A 17,218-nucleotide genomic window follows, 5' to 3' on the forward strand; every position below is an offset into this window, starting at 1 on the left:
ACTCCTCTCGATCCGCCAGCGGTCTGAGATACCAGAAAAAGTAAAAATAAAACTTGGCGGACATGATCGGGCGGTGTGTCGTGATTGGAGCGATGTCGACTTTATACCCGGGCGGCACGCGCAATGCAACCGGTGGGTGCGAAAAACGCGGATAATCCGCGCGGGTGTTAATTGCGACGCAGGATGTCTGCGCTGCTGTGCGGAATTGCCGCACAGCAGCGTGACGGCCCGGCCGGGCTCAGGCGGTGCCGCCGACCGTCATCGAATCGATCCGCAGCGTCGGCTGGCCGACGCCCACCGGCACGCTCTGGCCTTCCTTGCCGCACACGCCGACGCCCGAATCGAGCTTCATGTCGTTGCCGATCATGCTGACGTACTTCAGCGATTCGGGGCCGCTGCCGATTAGCGTGGCGCCCTTCACCGGGTAGGTCACCTTGCCGTTCTCGATCATGTAGGCCTCGGAGGCCGAGAACACGAACTTGCCGTTGGTGATGTCCACCTGGCCGCCGCCGAAGTTCACGGCGTACAGGCCGTGCTTGACCGACGCGATGATTTCCTGCGGATCCTTGTCGCCGTTCAGCATGTAGGTGTTGGTCATGCGCGGCATCGGCAGCGCCGCGTACGATTCGCGGCGCGCGTTGCCGGTCACCGGCATCTTCATCAGGCGCGCGTTCAGCGTGTCCTGGATGTAGCCCTTCAGGATCCCGTCCTCGATCAGCGTCGTGCATTGGGTCGGGTTGCCTTCGTCGTCGATGTTGAGCGAGCCGCGGCGGTTCGGCAGCGTGCCGTCGTCCACCACCGTCACGCCCTTGGCGGCGACGCGCTCGCCGATGCGCCCGGCGAACGCCGACGAGCCCTTGCGGTTGAAGTCGCCCTCCAGGCCATGGCCGATCGCCTCGTGCAGCAGCACGCCGGGCCAGCCCGAGCCGAGCACCACCGTCATCGCGCCGGCCGGCGCCGGGCGCGCGTCGAGGTTGACGAGCGCGGCGTGGACCGCGTCGTCCACGTAGCGCGACAGCACCTCGTCGCTGAAGTAGCCGTAGTCGAAGCGGCCGCCGCCGCCGCCCGAGCCGATCTCGCGGCGCCCGTTCTGCTCGGCGATCACCGTCACCGAGACGCGCACCAGCGGGCGGATGTCGGCGGCCAGCGCGCCGTCGCTGCGCGCCACCAGCACCACGTCGTATTCGCCGGCCAGGCCCGCCATCACCTGCGTGATGCGCGGGTCGCGGCCGCGCGCCATCTGCTCGATGCGTTCGAGCAGCTTGACCTTGGCGGTGGCGTCGAGCGAGGCGAGCGGGTCGGACGGCAGGTACAGGTCGCGCCCCGACACGCCGGTCAGCGACGAGGCGACCTGGATCTTGCGGCGCCCGCCGCCCGCGGCCGCGATCGCCTTGGTGGCGCTGGCGGCCTGGCGGATCGCCTCGGGCGAGAGGTCGTCCGAGTAGGCGAACGCGGTGCGCTCGCCGGCCACGGCTCGCACGCCGACGCCCTGGTCGATGCTGAAGCTGCCCGACTTCACGATCCCTTCCTCGAGGCTCCACGCTTCGCTGCGGGTCGCCTGGAAGTACAGGTCCGCGTAGTCGACGCGATGCGTGAAGATGTCGGCGAGCGTGCGCGTGAGCAGCGTTTCGTCGAGGCCATACGGCGTGAGCAGGATGTCCTTCGCGAGGGCGAGATTGCGGATGCCGGGTTCGATGATGTTCATGCGGTGTCGGGTATCGGGGTTGCTTTGAGCGGAGTCGGGTCAGTCGTCGGTGTGTCGCGGTGAGTCGGGTCTGGAGCGGATCACGCGGCCTCGTCGAGTATCTCAGTCGAGCACGCGGTGGCGCCAGGCGGGCAGGCTCTGGCGGACCTCGGCGATGCGCGCCGGATCGACCGTGCCCGACACCACGCCGGGGCCTTCGTCGCGCACGGCGACGATCTCGCCCCACGGGTCCACCAGCATGCTGTGTCCCCAGGTGCGCCGGCCGTTCTCATGGCGCCCGCCCTGGGCGGCGGCGAGCACGTAGCACTGGTTTTCGATCGCGCGGGCGCGCAGCAGCGTTTCCCAGTGCGCGCGGCCGGTGGTGTACGTGAACGCGGACGGCACGACGATCAGCGCGCAGTCGCCGAGGCGGCGATACAGCTCCGGAAAGCGCAGATCGTAGCAGACCGACAGGCCGACCCGGCCGAACGGCGCCTCGAAGCTGCGTACCGCCGAGGCGTCGGTGCCGCCGGGGCGGATCGTGCGGGCCTCGTCGAACGATTCGCCGTCCTTCTCGAAGCTGAACAGATGGATCTTGTCGTAGCGCGCGCATTCACGCCCCTCGGGATCGAACACCAGCGAGGTGTTCAGCACGCGCGACGGCTCCGGCGCGGCCAGCGGCAGCGTGCCGCCGATCAGCCAGACGCCGTGGCGGCGCGCGCAATCGGCGAGGAAGCGCTGGATCGGGCCGTCCTGATAGGGCTCGGCGAGCGCGAGCTTGTCGGTGTCGCGCTGGCCCATGAAGCAGAAGTATTCAGGCAGCAGCACGAGCTTCGCGCCGAGCGCGGCCGCCTCGGCGACCAGCCGGCCCGCCTCGTCCAGGTTGCGGGTGGGATCGGGCGAGCTGACCGTCTGCAGGGCGGCGACCGTCAACGGGGTGAGGCGATCGGATCGGTCGGTCATCGGAGTCGTCGGACGTGAAAAAGGGGTGCGTCCCGTGCCGTCAGGGGTGGACGGCATCGGCGGGCGTGCGGTCCATCTTACCCCGATCGTCCGCGACCCGCTGAATCCGCGGATGCGCCCACGAGCCGGTGATCGCGTAGTCGAACGCGAACGCGTGCGCGAGCGTCTGCGACAGCGCGAGGTTAGCGGCCAGCACGCCGAGCCCGAGCAGCGGGTTGACCACCGCCGCGCCGACCGCCGCCGCGCTCGCGCTGACCTTCGGCGCGATGTGCGCGTGCAGGTCCTGGGTCTCGTGCGCGAGGTCCACCGAGCCCTTCACCGTCACGCGGGCCGGCGCGGTCACCATGCGGAAGTCGTCGGTGGTGGCGATGCCGTCGTTGATGCGGCTGGTGCCCTCGATCGAGTCGAACGGCAGGCCCTTGCCGATCACGTCGCGGAAGTCGAGCGTGAGGAAGCGCGCGAGGCCCTGCAGGCTCAGCACGCCGAGCAGCTTGGCCGCGCCCGGATCGACCTTGAGGATCTGGCCGTGCGCGAGATCGAGCGAGAGCCGGCCGTCGAGCGTCGGATAGTCGATCGCGGTGGGGCCGCCGCGCCAGCCGACCTTGCCCTGCAGCGTGCCGCGGCCGTCGGCGATGGTGCGCGGCAGGCCGACCCGGTCGAGCAGGGCGCCGGCGTCGTCGATCGCGAGCTTGAAGTCGAACACGGTGCGGCGCGGCGCGTCGTCCTCGTCGGCGCCGAGCGCGATCGCGCGCTTCGAGGTGCGCCAGTTCGCGGTGGCGGTCAGCTTCGCGGCCGGGTTCGCGAGTTCGAGCCGGTCGAGCTGCCAGACCGGGATGCCGTTCTCGCTGAAGTTGTGCGCGTTGACCTGCAGCCGGCCGATGTCGTGGCCGCGCGCCACCACCTGGTCGACCACCAGGTCGATCGACGGCATCGCGCGGTTGGTCGGCAGGTCCATCGCGCGGCCCACCAGATCGTGGTCGGCGCTGTCGGGCACGATCAGCTTGGCGAGCCGCGCGTTCAGCACGCCGGCGCCGGTCTGGCCCGGCACCGGCGGCGCCCACGACAGATAGCCGGAGACCTGGTTCGAGGCGACGTTGGCCTGCCAGAGATCGTCGACGTGCGAGGCGCCGACGATCACGTTCTCCCAGTTGCGCTTGAGCAGCTTCAGCCGGCCGAAGTGCAGCGCGAAGCGCTTCGGCGCGAAGCTCGCGAGATCGACGCGCGCGGGGGCCGGCGTGGGGGCGGGCGCCGCCGGCCCGGGCGCCGGTGCCGGGGTTGCCGGGGCGGCCGGCGTCGCGCGCAGCGTCTTCGCGAACGCGAGCCACGCGTCGGCATCGAGTTCGGAGGCATCCACGGCCGCCGTCACGCCGTCGCGCGGCAGGTCCGGCAGGCGGTTCATGCCGAGCGAGCCGCGCACCGCGCGCAGCGGCTCGCCGTGCGTGGCGTCGAGCACGTAGTGCGCGGCGATCGGGCCGAGCGCGAGGTCGGCCTGTTCGAGCGTGCGGCCGTCCTCGGGCGCGAGCGGCGCCAGCGTGAAGCTGAACGGCATCGGCGTGCCGGCCGGCTTGGTGAACGGCGCGGGGAAATCGAGCGCGAGCCCGGTGAGGTCCGACGAAGCGTCGATCTGGGGCGGCGCGCCCTTCGCGCCGCGCACCGAGAGCCGGTACGGCGCGTCGCCGACCACGCGCCCGAGCAGCGCGGCGGCCGGCCCTCGCAGGTTCAGCCCGCGCGCCGAATCGACGGCGATCCGGCCGCTCACGTCGAGCGCGTAGCCGCCGTTGCGGCGGTAGTTGCCGTCGGCATGGACGTCGCCGCCGAGCAGGCGCGCCGAGAGCCGGTCGAGCGCCGCGCTCTGCTGCGTGAAGCGGATCGTGCCGCGCAGCTGCGACAGCGGCGGCAGGCCGTCCGCGGCGAGCGCGTTGTCGCCGAACGCGAGCGAGCCTTCCACCTGCGTGTGGCCGTGCGCGGCGCGCTGCGGGACCGTCAGCTTCAGCGCGAGCGAGGCCGGCCCCTGCGCCTTGACGCGCTCGCCCAAGTGATGGCTCATGCTGCCCAGCGCGCTGCGGTTCGCGTAGTCGATCAGGTCGGCGAGCGGGCCGTGCGCGCGGCCCACGATCACGAGCGGCGACTGCGCCGGCTTGCCGAGGTCGGCGATCCGGCCGCTCACGCCGCTCAACTGCACGCGCTTGTAGTGCGCGCGCGGGATGTCGAAGCGCAGCTTGTTCTGTTCGAGTTCGAACACGCCGCTGATGCCGTCGAGCACGGGCCACACGCTCGGCGTGCCGTCGGCGAGCTTGCGCGGCGGCTGCGGCGTCGGGTCGAAGCGTCCGCCCGTGAATGGCGCGACGATGTGGAACACGCCGTCGTGCGGCGCGTGTTCGTAGGGGAAGGTCTCGAGCGGGCCTTTCGCGACGATCGTCGCGCCCTTCGAGACGGTGCCCGCCTGCAGCGCATGGCCGAGATACTCGTGCAGGTGGTCGGACATGCTGGTCGGCAGGTAGCGCACGATGCGCGCGACCGCCGCGCGGCCGAACTCGGCCTTCAGGTCGAGCGAGCCGCGCCCGTGGCCCGGGTTCGAGTAGCCGCCCGCGACGGTGATCTCGGCGTCGGGGTTCGCCACGTAGAGCAGCGGCACCTTGACGTCGACGCGCGGGCGCGGCTCGCCGGGCACGCGCGTGAGGGTCCACGAGGTCTGCGCGCGCAGCCGGTCGAAGGTGAGCCGCGGATCGGCGAACACGCCGGGCACCGTGACGGCGGCACGGACGGTGTCGATGCGCGCCTCGCCCGCGCGCTCGTTCGCGTCGACGTGGCCCCACAGGTTCTCGAAGCCAGGCACGCCGGCGCGCGGATGCCCGCGCGGCGAGAGGCCCGGCCCCGGCTCCTGCGCCTCGAAGCTGATGCCCTGCAGGTCGCCCGCCATCCGGTAGCGCACGATCGGCGCGGCGTGGGCGGTCTCGTCGCCGGCCAGTTCGGCGCGGCCCGGCGGCGCGCGCTCGGCCTCCATCACATAGTTCGCGATCAGGCCGCGCGGATCGGTGCGCACCAGCGCGTTGCGAAACCGCGCCGGCAGCGGCAGGCCGCGCACGAACTCGGCGAGGATGCCGAGATCGACGCGGTCGCCGGCCACCCGGATCAACTGGCCGTGGGTGGCGTCGGGCACGCGGTAGCGCGCGGTCAGCGTCGTGAACGCGAGCGCGCGCGACAGCGGCGTGCCGTCGTCGAGCGGCGGCTGGCCCAGCTCGGCGTGCAGGTTCGTGAGGTTGAGCGTGTAGTCGCGACCGGGATCGAGCGCGAGGTCCCAGCCGAAGTTCGCCATCGGCATGTCGAGCCGCGGCTGGGTGGGCCGCACGCGCAGCGCGACGTCGGCGCCGCTCAGCGTGCCGTGCGCGTCGCGCAGGCGCCCGTCCTGGAAGCCGAGCCAGATGGTGTTGTCGATGCGGCCGGCATAGGCGGTGAGGGGCACCGGCAGGTAGCGCGCGAGCGTCGGCAGGTCGACCGGGCCGGTCGACAGGTAGGCGTCGCCGGTCCAGTTGGCGGGCCGGCCGATCGCGCCGAGCGCGCGGTGCGTGAAGCGCGCGCGGAAATCGAGCGGGCCGGCGAACAGCGTGCCGTTGGCCGGTGCCTGCAGCGCCAGCCGGTGGACCAGGCCGTCGTTGAGCACGGCGAGCCGGATGCCGGTCAGCGTCAGTTCGGGCGCGTTGCGCTGCGCGTCGCGCCAGCGCAGCGTGCCGCCGCGCAGCACGATCGCCTGCTGGCGCAGCAGCCAGGTGCTGAACGCGTCGTTGCCGCCCTTGCGGGTGGTCGGCACCGCCACGCCGGCGATCATCAGCGTGCCGTCGCGGTTGCGCTCGATCAGCAGGTCCGGCGCGTCGACCACGAGGCTCGAGAGCGTCGGCGCCAGATGCGCCAGCGAGGCCCAGGCGATCGCGGCCGTGGCGTGCGGAATCGTCAGCGCGAGGGTGCCGTCCTTGCCTCGGATGGTCAGCGCGGTCACGTCCACGCCGGGCTGCATGCCGGACCAGTGCGGCGCGAGGCGGCCGATGCGGACTTCGGCGTGGAGCTTGTCGGAGACGAACGATTCGATGCGCGGGCGCAGCCGGTCGATCTGCGGCAGCAGCGCGTAGCGCAGGCCGAGGTAGGCGCTCGCGGCGACGAAGTAGATCGTCGCGCCGCCGATCAGCACCAGGCGGCAAACGCGCCGCAGGACCGGATGATCGTGCCCGGGAGGTCCGGCTTCTGGCCTGCTGGCGGCGGATTCCTGACGGTCGGGCATGCGGCGGACGGGCGGGGATATGGTAGCGTTGCGAATTGACGTTGAAATGTAACACAGGGGTCCGGTCCGGCGGCCGTTCGGCCGGCATCCGGACTTCCCCGCCCGACCGCGCGCGGTGCCGGCAAGCCGGCTCCGGACAGTGGCCTGGCCGAGGTTCCGGCTGGCGGTCGGTGCGGTGTGCCACCGGTCCGCCGGCCGGTCCGCGCCGTGCTGGCAGCCGGGTTCCGCGTCGCGTTTCGTCCCGCCTCGTGCTCCGTTCCTCGTGTCCCGTTCCCGCGCTTCGCGCCCCGCCGCCATGACCGACGCCAACGCCTTGCTCAGCACCGCTTATTCCCGCTATCTGGCCCGCGCCGTCGCCGCGCGCCCCGAACTCGCCGCGCGCATCGCCGACACCGCCGCCGCACCGCTCACGCGCGAGGCCATCGACGCGCGCCTGGACGAGCTGCTGGCGGCGGCCTCGCCGGCGGGCGCGCCGGGCGAGGAGGCGCTGCGCCGCGCGCTGCGCCAGTTGCGCATCGAGGTGTTCGGCGCCGTCGCCGAGCGCGATCTGGCCGGCGCGGCCGACGTGGCCGAAGTCACGGCGGCGATGACCGACCTGGCCGAGATCGCGATCCAGCGCTCGCTCGCGGTGCTGTCGGCCGAGCTGGAGGGGCTTTACGGCGAGCCGCACGGGCCGGCCGGCGAGCGGCTCGCGCTCGGCGTGGTCGGCATGGGCAAGCTGGGCGGGCGCGAGCTGAACGTCTCGTCCGACATCGACCTGATCTTCGTCTACGAGGACGACGGCGAAACCACCGGCGGCACGCGCGCGGGCCTCGCCACCCAGGAATTTTTCACGCGCCTGGGCCGGCGCCTGATCGGCGTGCTGTCGGATACCACCGCCGACGGCTACGTGTTCCGCGTCGACATGCGGCTGCGCCCGAACGGCGATTCCGGCCCGCTGGTCTGCAGCCTCGGCATGCTGGAGGAATACTTCTACGTGCAGGGGCGCGAGTGGGAGCGCTATGCGTGGATCAAGGGGCGGCTCGTCTCGGAGCCGGCCAGCGAGGCCGCGCAGCGGCTCGCCGCGCAACTCGACGCGATCGTCAAGCCGTTCGTTTACCGTCGTTATCTCGATTTCGGCGTGATCGGCGCGATCCGGGATCTGCACCGGCAGATCCGCCAGGAGGCGCAGCGTCGCGCCACGATGCGCCCCGACAAGGCCGACGACATCAAGCTCGGGCGCGGCGGGATTCGCGAGATCGAGTTCAGCGCGCAGGTGTTCCAGCTGATCCGCGGCGGCCAGGACGCCGGCTTCCGGATTCGTCCGACGCTCGCGGTGCTGGCCCATGCCACCGAGCGCGGGCTGATCGCGGCCGAGGTGGCCGAGCGCTTCGCCGAGGCGTACCGGCTGCTGCGCACGATCGAGCACCGGCTGCAGTATCGCAACGACGCGCAGACCCACGCGATGCCGGTCGATCCCGAGGACCGCGCGGCGCTGGCGGCCTCGCTCGGCCATGCCGACTACGCGGCGCTCGTCGCCGAGCTGGACCGGCACCGCGGGTTCGTCGAGGCGCAGTTCGACCAGATCTTCTCGAACCGGCCCGGCGAGGCGAACGGCAGCGGCGGCAACGGCGGCGCCAATGGAAATGGCAACGGCAACGGCGCCGAGGACGATGCCGCCGCCTGGATCTGGAGCGACGCGCTGGCCGACGACGGCGAGGACGACGTGCTCGCCGCGCGCCTCGCGGGCCTCGGCTTCGTGACGCCGGCCGCCGTGCTGGCGCGGCTGCGCGCGGTCTGGCAGTCCTCGCGCTACGCGGGGCTGCCCGAGAGCAGCCGGCAGCGCTTCGACCGCGTCGCGCAGCGCGCGCTCGACGCGGCCGTCGGCATCGACGCCGCGCATCGCGACGACACGATCATCCGCTTCTTCGACCTGCTCGAGACGGTGGGCCGGCGCGGCGCCTATCTGGCGCTGCTGACCGAATACCCGGCCGCGCTCGAACGCGTGCTGTCGGTGCTCGGCGCGACGCGCTGGGGCGGCGGCTACCTGATCCGCCATCCGCAATTGCTCGACGAGCTGCTCGACGACGAGGCGATCGCGAGCCCGTTCGACTGGCCCGTGTTCAAGGCCTCGCTGCGCGCGCGGCTCGCGGCGGCCGACGGCATGGAGCAGCAGATGGACCTGCTGCGGCACGCGCAGCACGCCGAGGTGTTCCGGATCCTGCTGATCGATCTGGCCGGCAAGCTGTCGGTCGAGCATGTCAGCGACCGGCTTTCGGAACTCGCCGACGCGGTGCTCGACGTCACGCTCGAGGTGGTCTGGTCGCAGCTCGCCAAGCGCCATCGCGACGCGCCGCGCTTCGCCGTGATCGCCTACGGCAAGCTCGGCGGCAAGGAGCTCGGCTACGCGTCGGACCTCGACGTGATCTTCCTCTACGACGATCCCGACGACCGCGCGGCCGACGTCTACACCACCTACACGCGCCGCCTGATCACGTGGCTCACCACCGCCACCGGCGCGGGCGCGCTGTTCGATCTCGACCTGCGGCTGCGGCCCAACGGCGAGGCCGGGCTGCTCGTCACCGATCTCGACGCGTTCCGCCGCTATCAGCTGCGCGAGGGCGACGGCGCCAACACCGCCTGGGTCTGGGAGCATCAGGCGTTGACGCGCGCGCGCTTCAGCGCCGGCGACGCACGGATCGGCGCCGCGTTCGAGGCGATCCGCGAGCAGGTGCTGACCACGCCGCGCGACGGCGAGCTGCTCGCGCGCGAGATCGTCGGGATGCGCGACAAGGTGGCGGCCGGCCATCCGAACCATGGCGAGCTGTTCGACCTCAAGCACGATCGCGGCGGCATGGTGGACATCGAGTTCATCGTCCAGTACTGGGTGCTGCTGCACGCGGCGCGCGATCCGGAGCTGATCCGCAACACGGGCAACATCGCGCTGCTGCGCGAGGTGGCGCACCTGGGGCTGATGGACGACACCGAGGCCGAGACGGTGGGCGCCGCCTACCGGTGCTACCGCAAGCGCCAGCACCAGTTGCGGCTCGACGGGATGGAGAAGGCGCGCGTGCCGGGCGAGACGGTGGCCGCCGAGCGCGCCGCCGTGCTGGCGCTGTGGCAGCGCGTGTTCGGCGGCGTGGCGCCGGCCGCGACGGCGGCCGACCCGCAGGGCTGAGCCGGCCGCCGGTCGGCTCGCGGCACCGGCCGGGCCGAAGGGCAGCCGCGGTGCGCCGTGCCGGCCCGCGTTCGTGGCATGGCGCGTTGCCGTGCGCGCCGCCGCGCCCGCGCCGGGCCGGCACGCATGGAGATCGCCGCGGCCCGGTGATACGATGCAGCGGTCCAAGCTCCGGGCCGGCACTCCGATGAAAAAGGCGATCCTCGTGTATGTGGACCACAACAGCCGGATGATCGAGGAGTTCTTCTGGCTGTACAAAAGCCTGCTTCATGCGCGAGCGCTCGACGACGGCGCGCTGATCGCCGTCTGCCATCCCGACGCGCTCGGCCATCTGCCGGCCGACCCGCGCCTGATCACGATCGCGGCGGCGCCCTACGCCGACCGGCACGCCGAATGGGCCGGCTATCCCTACATCAATTCGGTGGCAAATCTCTGCGCGCCCGACGTGCTCGACGCCTGCGCGGCGTTCGACGTGGTACTGAAGACCGATTGCGACACGTTCGTCACGCCGGCGTTCGCGCGCTTCGTGCCGTCGGGCCTCTGCTTCGGCTTCGGCGCCTATGCCTATCAGGACGCGGTGCGCCGCAAGCTGGTGGAATGCAGCGAGCGCTGGGGGTTTCCGCATTCGGGGCTGCACAACGTGGGCGCGTCGGTGTTCGGGCCGAGCGCGATGGTCGGCGCGTTCCTGGTCGCGCAGCTCGCCTACTGCCAGCGCCTGCTCGCCGAGGAATTCGCCGCGGACCCGGGCGAGTGGCCGGGCTGGTGCAAGAACGTGCTGACCATGTACGCGGGCGAGCTGGCGCTGCGCCAGACCTATCCGCAGCATTGCACGCTCGGCCTGCTCGATCATTTCCCGCATGCCTCGCGCCGGCTCGGCGACGACGTGCTGCACATCCACGCGTGGCACGTCGAGGAGTATTTCTCGAAGCACGCGTTCCGCAACGGCGACTACGCGCAGATCGATCCGGCCACGATCGACCGGACCACGCTGGGCGGCTATTGCCACTGGCTCGCGCTCGCGGATCTGGATGCGATCAGGGCGGCCACCGGCTGAGCGGCGGCGCGGGCGGACGAGAGCGCGTGGCTCGGGCGATCGGTGGATGATCGGGGGGAGAGCCGTCGCGAACAGCGGGGGAACCGCGGGCGCTGGCGTTCATGTCGCGCTCCTGCGGCCCGATCGAGCCATGTGCGCCGCGCCGCCGGCCGATCCTCGCGCCCGGCCCGAGCCGCCGCGCCCCGGCTGGCATCAGGCCGCCAGCATTTCCTTCGCGTGCTTGCGCGTGGTGGCCGTGATCTCGAGCCCGCCGAGCATCCGCGCGACTTCCTCGACGCGGCTCGCGCGGTCGAGCGGCGTGACGGTCGAGACCGTGCCGCCGGCCGCGTCGAGCCCCTTGGCGACCTGGAAATGATGATCGCCGCGCGCGGCCACCTGCGGCAGGTGCGTGACGCAGAGCACCTGCCGGTCGCGGCCGAGCTGGTGCAGCAGCCGCCCGACCACCTCGGCCACGCCGCCGCCGATGCCGGTGTCCACTTCGTCGAAGATCAGCGTCGGCGTGAGGCTCGCGGCGCTCGCGATCACCGCCAGCGCGAGGCTGATGCGCGCGAGTTCGCCGCCCGAGGCGACCTTCGCGAGCGGCCGCGGCGGCACGCCCGGGTGGCCCGCCACGCGGAATTCGATCTGCTCCAGCCCGTGCGGGCCGCCTTCGGCGAGCGGCACCAGCGTCACGTCGAAGCTGCCACCCGCCATCGACAGTTCCTGCATCGCGGCCGTAACCGCCGCGCCGAGCGCGCCGGCGGCCTGCGCGCGTGCCTCGGACAGCGCGCGCGCGTCGGCCAGGTAGGTCTGCTTCGCGCGCGCGGCCGCGTCCTCGAGCGCGCTCAGATCGGCCGCCGCGTCGAGCGCGGCGAGCTGCTCGCGGCGCGCCATGTGTTCGTCGTGCAGCGTGTCGGGCGGCAGCCGGAACTTGCGCGCGGCCGTGTGCAGCGCGTCGAGCCGCGCCTCCACCTGCGCGAGCCGCTCCGGATCGAGTTCGAGCCGTTGCGCGTAGTGCGACAGCGAATAGCCGGCCTCGCGCAGCTGGATCTCGGCCGGATCGAGCGCGGCCAGCACGTCGTTGAGCGTCGGATCGATCGAGGCCAGCTGGCGCACCTTCGAGATCACGCCGCCGAGCTGCCGCAGCAGCGCGTCGTCGGATTCGGAGATCGCGAGCAGCGCGCCCTGCACGCCGCGGATCAGGCTCGCCGAATGCGTGAGCCGGCCGTGCTCGGCGTTCACTTCGTCCCATTCGCCGGGCTGCGGCGCGAGCTTGTCGAGTTCGGCGAGCTGCCAGGCGAGCTTCTCGCGCTCGAGCTGCAACTCGCGTTCGTGGACCTGCGCGGCCTCGATCTTCTGCAGCGCGTCGCGCCACGCGCGCCAGCCGCGCGCCACCACCGCCGCCTCGGCGGCGAGCCCGGCGTGCGTGTCGAACAGCTCGCGCTGCGCGTCGGGCCGCATCAGCAACTGGTGCGCGTGCTGGCCGTGGACGTCCACCAGCATCTCGCCCAGTTCGCGCAACTGCGACAGCGTCGCGCTGGTGCCGTTGATGAACGCGCGCGAGCGGCCGTTCGCGTCGATGACGCGGCGCAGCATCACGCTGTCGTCGGCGTCGAACGCATGGACGTCGAGCCATTGCGCGACGCGGTCGTGCGGCGTGAATTCGGCGGTGATGTCGGCGCGCTGGCAGCCGGCGCGCACCACGCTGGCGTCGGCGCGCTCGCCGAGCGCGAGCGCCAGCGCGTCGATCAGGATCGACTTGCCGGCGCCGGTCTCGCCGGAGAACACGGTGAAGCCGGCATCGAATTCGAGGTCGAGCCGGGCGACGATGACGAAGTCGCGGATCGAGAGATGACGAAGCATGATGTCGGGCGCGGCCGCGTCAGGATTCCGGATCGTCGTCGTGCGACGGATGTTCGTTCCAGTGCAGCTTCTTGCGCAGCGTCGTGTAATAGCTGTAGCCGACCGGGTGCAGGAACGGCACGGTGTGTCGCGAGCGCCGCACCTCGATCGTGTCGTTCAGTTGCAGCGCGGTGAACGACTGCATGTCGAAGTTCACGTTGACGTCGCGCCCGCCGATGATCTGGATGCCGACCTTGACGTCGTCGGGCAGCACGATCGGGCGGTTCGACAGCGCGTGCGGCGCGATCGGCACCAGCACGATGCCCTGCAGCTGCGGGTGCAGGATCGGCCCGGCCGAGGACAGCGCGTAGGCCGTCGAGCCGGTCGGGGTGGCGACGATCAGGCCGTCCGAGCGCTGGTTGTACATGAAGCGGCCGTCCACCGACACGCGCAGCTCGGCCATGCCGGAGAAGCCGCTGCGGTTCACCACCACGTCGTTGAACGCGAGTGCGTGATAGATCGGTTCGCCGTCGCGCACGATGCGCGCCTCGAGCAGCGTGCGCTCCTCGCGCTCGAAGCTGCCCGACAGCATCTGCGGCACGAGTTCGAGCATCTCCGAGGCGGAAATGTCGGTGATGAAGCCGAGCCGGCCGTGGTTGATGCCGATCAACGGCGTCCGGTAGGGCGCGAGCTGGCGGCCGATGCCGAGCATCGTGCCGTCGCCGCCGAGCACGATCGCGAGGTCGGCGCGCGCGCCGATCTCGCTCGGCGTAAGCGCCGGGTGGCCGTCGATGCCGTACTCGCGCGCCGTTTCGGCTTCGAACACGACCTCGAGCCCGCGCTGCGTGATGGCGGCGGCGAGCGCGGCGAGCGGTTCGGCGATGCCGGGCGTGTTGCTGCGCCCGACGAGCGCGACGGTCTGGAACAGGTTACCGGTTTTCATGCCGGCATTACACCATAGCTGGATGACGAAAAGGAACCGGCCGAGCGGCCGGGGAGCAGGGCGGGCGGGGCGGGCGCCGGAAATCTCGCGGGCGCCGCCCGGTTGCGCTAGAATTTTCCTTCATGTTAGATCCCCGCGCCCGAACCCTCCTCAAGACCCTGATCGAACGGTATATCGCCGACGGTCAGCCGGTCGGCTCGCGCACGTTGTCCCGGTATTCCGGTCTCGAACTGAGCCCGGCCACGATCCGCAACGTGATGTCCGACCTGGAGGAACTCGGCCTCGTGTCGAGCCCGCATACCTCGGCCGGCCGCGTGCCGACGCCGCGCGGCTACCGGATGTTCGTCGACACGCTGCTGAGCGTGGAGTCGCCGATCGACGATGCGGCCGTGACGCGGCTCGTGCAGACCACGCTGCAGGCGGGCGAGCCGCAGCAGAAGGTGGTGGCGGCCGCGGCCAGCGTGCTGTCGAACCTCTCGCAGTTCGCCGGCGTGGTGCTGACGCCGCGCCGCAGCCACGTGTTCAAGCAGATCGAGTTCATGCGGCTGTCGGACAAGCGCATCCTGCTGATCATCGTGACGCCCGAGGGCGACGTGCAGAACCGCATGATGGCCACCCAGCGCGATTACTCGTCGTCGCAGCTGACCGAGGCCTCGAACTACATCAACGCCAATTTCGCCGGGCTGTCGTTCGACGAGGTGCGGCGGCGCCTGCGCGAGGAAATCGACGCGCTGCGCGGCGACATGACGGCGCTGATGCACGCGGCCGTCACCGCCAGCACCGAGGCCTCCGACGACGAGGACACGCTGCTGATCTCGGGCGAGCGCAACCTGCTCGAGGTGGCCGACCTGTCGTCGGACATGGCGCGGCTGCGCAAGCTGTTCGACGTGTTCGACCAGAAGACGAGCCTGCTGCAGCTGCTCGACGTGTCGAGCCACGCGCAGGGCGTGCAGATCTTCATCGGCGGGGAATCGACGCTGGTGCCGATCGACGAAATGAGCGTCGTGACGGCGCCCTACGAGGTCAACGGCAAGATCGTCGGCACGCTCGGCGTGATCGGGCCGACCCGGATGGCCTACAACCGCGTGATTCCGATCGTCGACATTACCGCGCGCCTGCTGTCGCTGACGCTGAGCCAGCAGTGACGCTGCCCGCGGCACGGGCCGCCCGGCCTTGCCTATGCGCGCGTCGGGGTCATTGGGGCGGCACCGGTCGCGCCGTGGCGCCGTCGCTATAATGAGGATCGTTCGATCCGGGGCTCAGGCCCACCCCCTTCATGCGTTTTGATCTCGAACCGCCGTCGCAACACGCCGCGGCACATCGCGTCGCCGTCCTGCTCGTCAATCTCGGCACGCCCGACGAACCCACGCCGGGCGCGGTGCGGCGCTACCTCGCGCAGTTCCTGTCCGATCCCCGTGTCGTCGAAATCCCGGCCATCGCCTGGCAGCCGATCCTGCGCGGGCTGATCCTGCCGTTCCGCTCGCGCGCCTCGGCGAAGAAATACCGCTCGGTCTGGATGCCGGAAGGCTCGCCGCTGCGCGTGTTCACCGAGCGGCAGGTCGAGGGCCTGCGCCCGCTGTTCGCCGCCAACGGCTATCAGGTGCTGATCGATTACGCGATGCGCTACGGCACGCCCGACATCGGCACGGTGCTCGGCCAGCTCAAGCGTGCCGGCACCGAGCGCGTGCTGCTGGTGCCGATGTATCCGCAGTATTCGTCGTCGACCACGGCCACCGCGTTCGACGCGGCGTTCGCCGCGCTCGGCCGCATGCGCAACCAGCTCGAGGTCCGCACGCTGCGTCACTACGCCGACCATCCCGCCTATATCCACGCGCTCGCCGAGCAGGTCCGCCATTACTGGGCCGAGCACGGGCGCCCCGATTTCGCGGCCGGCGACAAGCTGGTGCTGAGTTTCCACGGCGTGCCCAAGCGCACGCTCGATCTCGGCGATCCCTACCATGACCAGTGCCAGCAGACGGCCGCGCTGTTGATGGCGGCGCTCGAACTGACCACGCTCGAATGCCGCGTCACGTTCCAGTCGCGCTTCGGCAAGGCCGAGTGGCTGCAGCCCTACACGGCGCCGACGCTGCGCGAGCTTGGCGCGGCCGGCGTGAAGCGCGCCGACGTGTTCTGCCCCGGCTTCACGGCTGACTGCCTCGAGACGATCGAGGAAATCGGCATGGAGGTGCGCGACGAGTTCCTGCACGGCGGCGGCGGCACGTTCCACCGGATTCCGTGCCTGAACGCGTCGCCGGCCTGGATCGACGCGCTCGGCCAGATCGTGGCCGAGAACCTGCAGGGCTGGCCGGTGCGCGCGCCGGCGGCGGCCGACGCGGCGGCATGAAGGCGGACCGGCCGCGCGGCGGCCATTGAGACGGGAAGGCTCCGATGAATTACCGAATTTCGACCGAACCGGGCGCGAAGCTGCGCATCGACAAATGGCTGTGGGCCGCGCGCTTCTTCAAGACGCGCTCGCTCGCGGCCGATGCCGTCGAGAAAGGGCGGGTGCGGATCGGCGGGGCGCCCGTCAAGCCGTCAAAGGACGTGCGGGTGGGCGACCGCGTCGAGGTGACGATCGACACGGCGGTCTGGCAGGTCGACGTGCTCGGCATCTGCGACCTGCGCGGGCCGGCCGCGATCGCGCAGACTCTCTATGCGGAAACCGGGGAGGGCCGCGCGAAGCGGCTTGCCGAACTGGAGCGGCGACGGCATTATCGCGAGCCGGCCGCCGAGCTGCACGGCCGGCCGACCAAGCGTGACCGCCGGATCATCGACAAACTTTCGAATGGGCGCTGAAGAGGCGCTCGAACGTCGCCCGGGCGCTGCCGTATTCGGTATTGCGGTCGGTGACGGCGCCCGACAGACAGATGGTGGTGGTGCCGGCCGCCAACACCAGCGCGACCACCGATATCGCAAAGGTCAGTTTCACGGTACTCCCCTCGGGAAGGCAGGCGGGACGGGTTCGGTGGGAGGCTGCCTGACGGACCATGGTGGGAACCGTGCTTGCTCGGGCAACCTGTACCAAAGTGTAGTGTAGTGCCCGAAGCCGATCCAGTGAGGCGCGGGTAACGGTTGTTACGGCGGGTTTCGCCAGGCCGCCGGACCGTTCGGTCGCCTGGCGGTGGAACCGGTGCCGTTCCGGCATTGTCTCCGAACTGGCACCGCGGCGCTCGAGAATCGCCCGGTTCCGGGCCGAAATCCGGTCCCGGACCGGCTCGAACGGGTCCAAACCGGCCGATTTCGTCGCGCTGTCCGAAAGACCCTCTTGAAAATGTTGTCTTCGGCCTTATCTGCGCCAACGTTGTGCGGCGGTGCGTTCCCGT

The 17,218-nt window shown here is 71.2% G+C and carries 11 protein-coding genes; 5 read left to right on the forward strand and 6 right to left on the reverse strand.

Translation table 11 applies throughout. From position 1 onward, the window contains the following. Positions 1 to 238: 238 nt before the first annotated feature. From tldD to bpln_RS03070, 3 genes are all read right to left on the reverse strand, one after another. Positions 239 to 1,705, reverse strand: a complete 1,467-nt coding sequence (tldD, locus tag bpln_RS03060) for a metalloprotease TldD (RefSeq protein ID WP_042623915.1) — start codon at positions 1,703 to 1,705, stop codon at positions 239 to 241. Positions 1,706 to 1,807: 102 nt separating this feature from the next. Next, positions 1,808 to 2,647 carry a carbon-nitrogen hydrolase family protein gene (locus bpln_RS03065; protein ID WP_055138056.1) on the reverse strand — a complete coding sequence of 280 codons (840 nt, stop codon included), beginning with the start codon at positions 2,645 to 2,647 and terminating at the stop codon, positions 1,808 to 1,810. A gap of 40 nt (positions 2,648 to 2,687) precedes the next feature. Next, the gene (locus tag bpln_RS03070) at positions 2,688 to 6,920 is read right to left on the reverse strand and encodes a YhdP family phospholipid transporter (protein ID WP_055138057.1); all 4,233 of its coding nucleotides are present in this window, start codon (positions 6,918 to 6,920) and stop codon (positions 2,688 to 2,690) included. A 295-nt stretch (positions 6,921 to 7,215) separates the two neighbouring features. Between bpln_RS03070 and glnE the strand changes: the two genes are divergently transcribed. Together glnE and bpln_RS03080 are read left to right on the forward strand one after the other, a co-directional pair. After that, positions 7,216 to 10,077 carry a bifunctional [glutamate--ammonia ligase]-adenylyl-L-tyrosine phosphorylase/[glutamate--ammonia-ligase] adenylyltransferase gene (gene glnE, locus bpln_RS03075; protein WP_055138058.1) on the forward strand — a complete coding sequence of 954 codons (2,862 nt, stop codon included), beginning with the start codon at positions 7,216 to 7,218 and terminating at the stop codon, positions 10,075 to 10,077. Positions 10,078 to 10,264: 187 nt separating this feature from the next. Then, the gene (locus bpln_RS03080) at positions 10,265 to 11,131 is read left to right on the forward strand and encodes a DUF7164 domain-containing protein (protein WP_055138059.1); all 867 of its coding nucleotides are present in this window, start codon (positions 10,265 to 10,267) and stop codon (positions 11,129 to 11,131) included. A gap of 192 nt (positions 11,132 to 11,323) precedes the next feature. Here bpln_RS03080 and recN read toward each other — a convergent pair whose 3' ends face one another. Next, complete coding sequence (recN, locus tag bpln_RS03085; RefSeq protein WP_055138060.1) at positions 11,324 to 12,973, reverse strand: DNA repair protein RecN; 1,650 nt, start codon at positions 12,971 to 12,973, stop codon at positions 11,324 to 11,326. 19 nt (positions 12,974 to 12,992) lie between these two features. Next, positions 12,993 to 13,895, reverse strand: a complete 903-nt coding sequence (locus bpln_RS03090) for an NAD kinase (protein WP_042623921.1) — start codon at positions 13,893 to 13,895, stop codon at positions 12,993 to 12,995. 122 nt (positions 13,896 to 14,017) lie between these two features. Here bpln_RS03090 and hrcA point away from each other — a divergent pair, with 122 nt between their 5' ends. From hrcA to bpln_RS03105, 3 genes are all read left to right on the forward strand, one after another. Beyond that, complete coding sequence (hrcA, locus tag bpln_RS03095) at positions 14,018 to 15,040, forward strand: heat-inducible transcriptional repressor HrcA (RefSeq protein ID WP_042623922.1); 1,023 nt, start codon at positions 14,018 to 14,020, stop codon at positions 15,038 to 15,040. Between the two features lie 131 nt (positions 15,041 to 15,171). Then, the gene (gene hemH / locus bpln_RS03100) at positions 15,172 to 16,239 is read left to right on the forward strand and encodes a ferrochelatase (protein ID WP_042623923.1); all 1,068 of its coding nucleotides are present in this window, start codon (positions 15,172 to 15,174) and stop codon (positions 16,237 to 16,239) included. A 44-nt stretch (positions 16,240 to 16,283) separates the two neighbouring features. Then, on the forward strand, positions 16,284 to 16,691 hold the full coding sequence (locus tag bpln_RS03105) for an RNA-binding S4 domain-containing protein (protein ID WP_042623924.1): 408 nt from the start codon (positions 16,284 to 16,286) through the stop codon (positions 16,689 to 16,691). Here bpln_RS03105 and bpln_RS37105 read toward each other — a convergent pair. Next, the gene (locus tag bpln_RS37105) at positions 16,663 to 16,824 is read right to left on the reverse strand and encodes a hypothetical protein (protein ID WP_167352301.1); all 162 of its coding nucleotides are present in this window, start codon (positions 16,822 to 16,824) and stop codon (positions 16,663 to 16,665) included. The genes bpln_RS03105 and bpln_RS37105 overlap by 29 nt on opposite strands. Between the last annotated feature and the right edge of the window lie 394 nt (positions 16,825 to 17,218).

The organism is Burkholderia plantarii (assembly GCF_001411805.1).
GTDB lineage: Bacteria > Pseudomonadota > Gammaproteobacteria > Burkholderiales > Burkholderiaceae > Burkholderia > Burkholderia plantarii.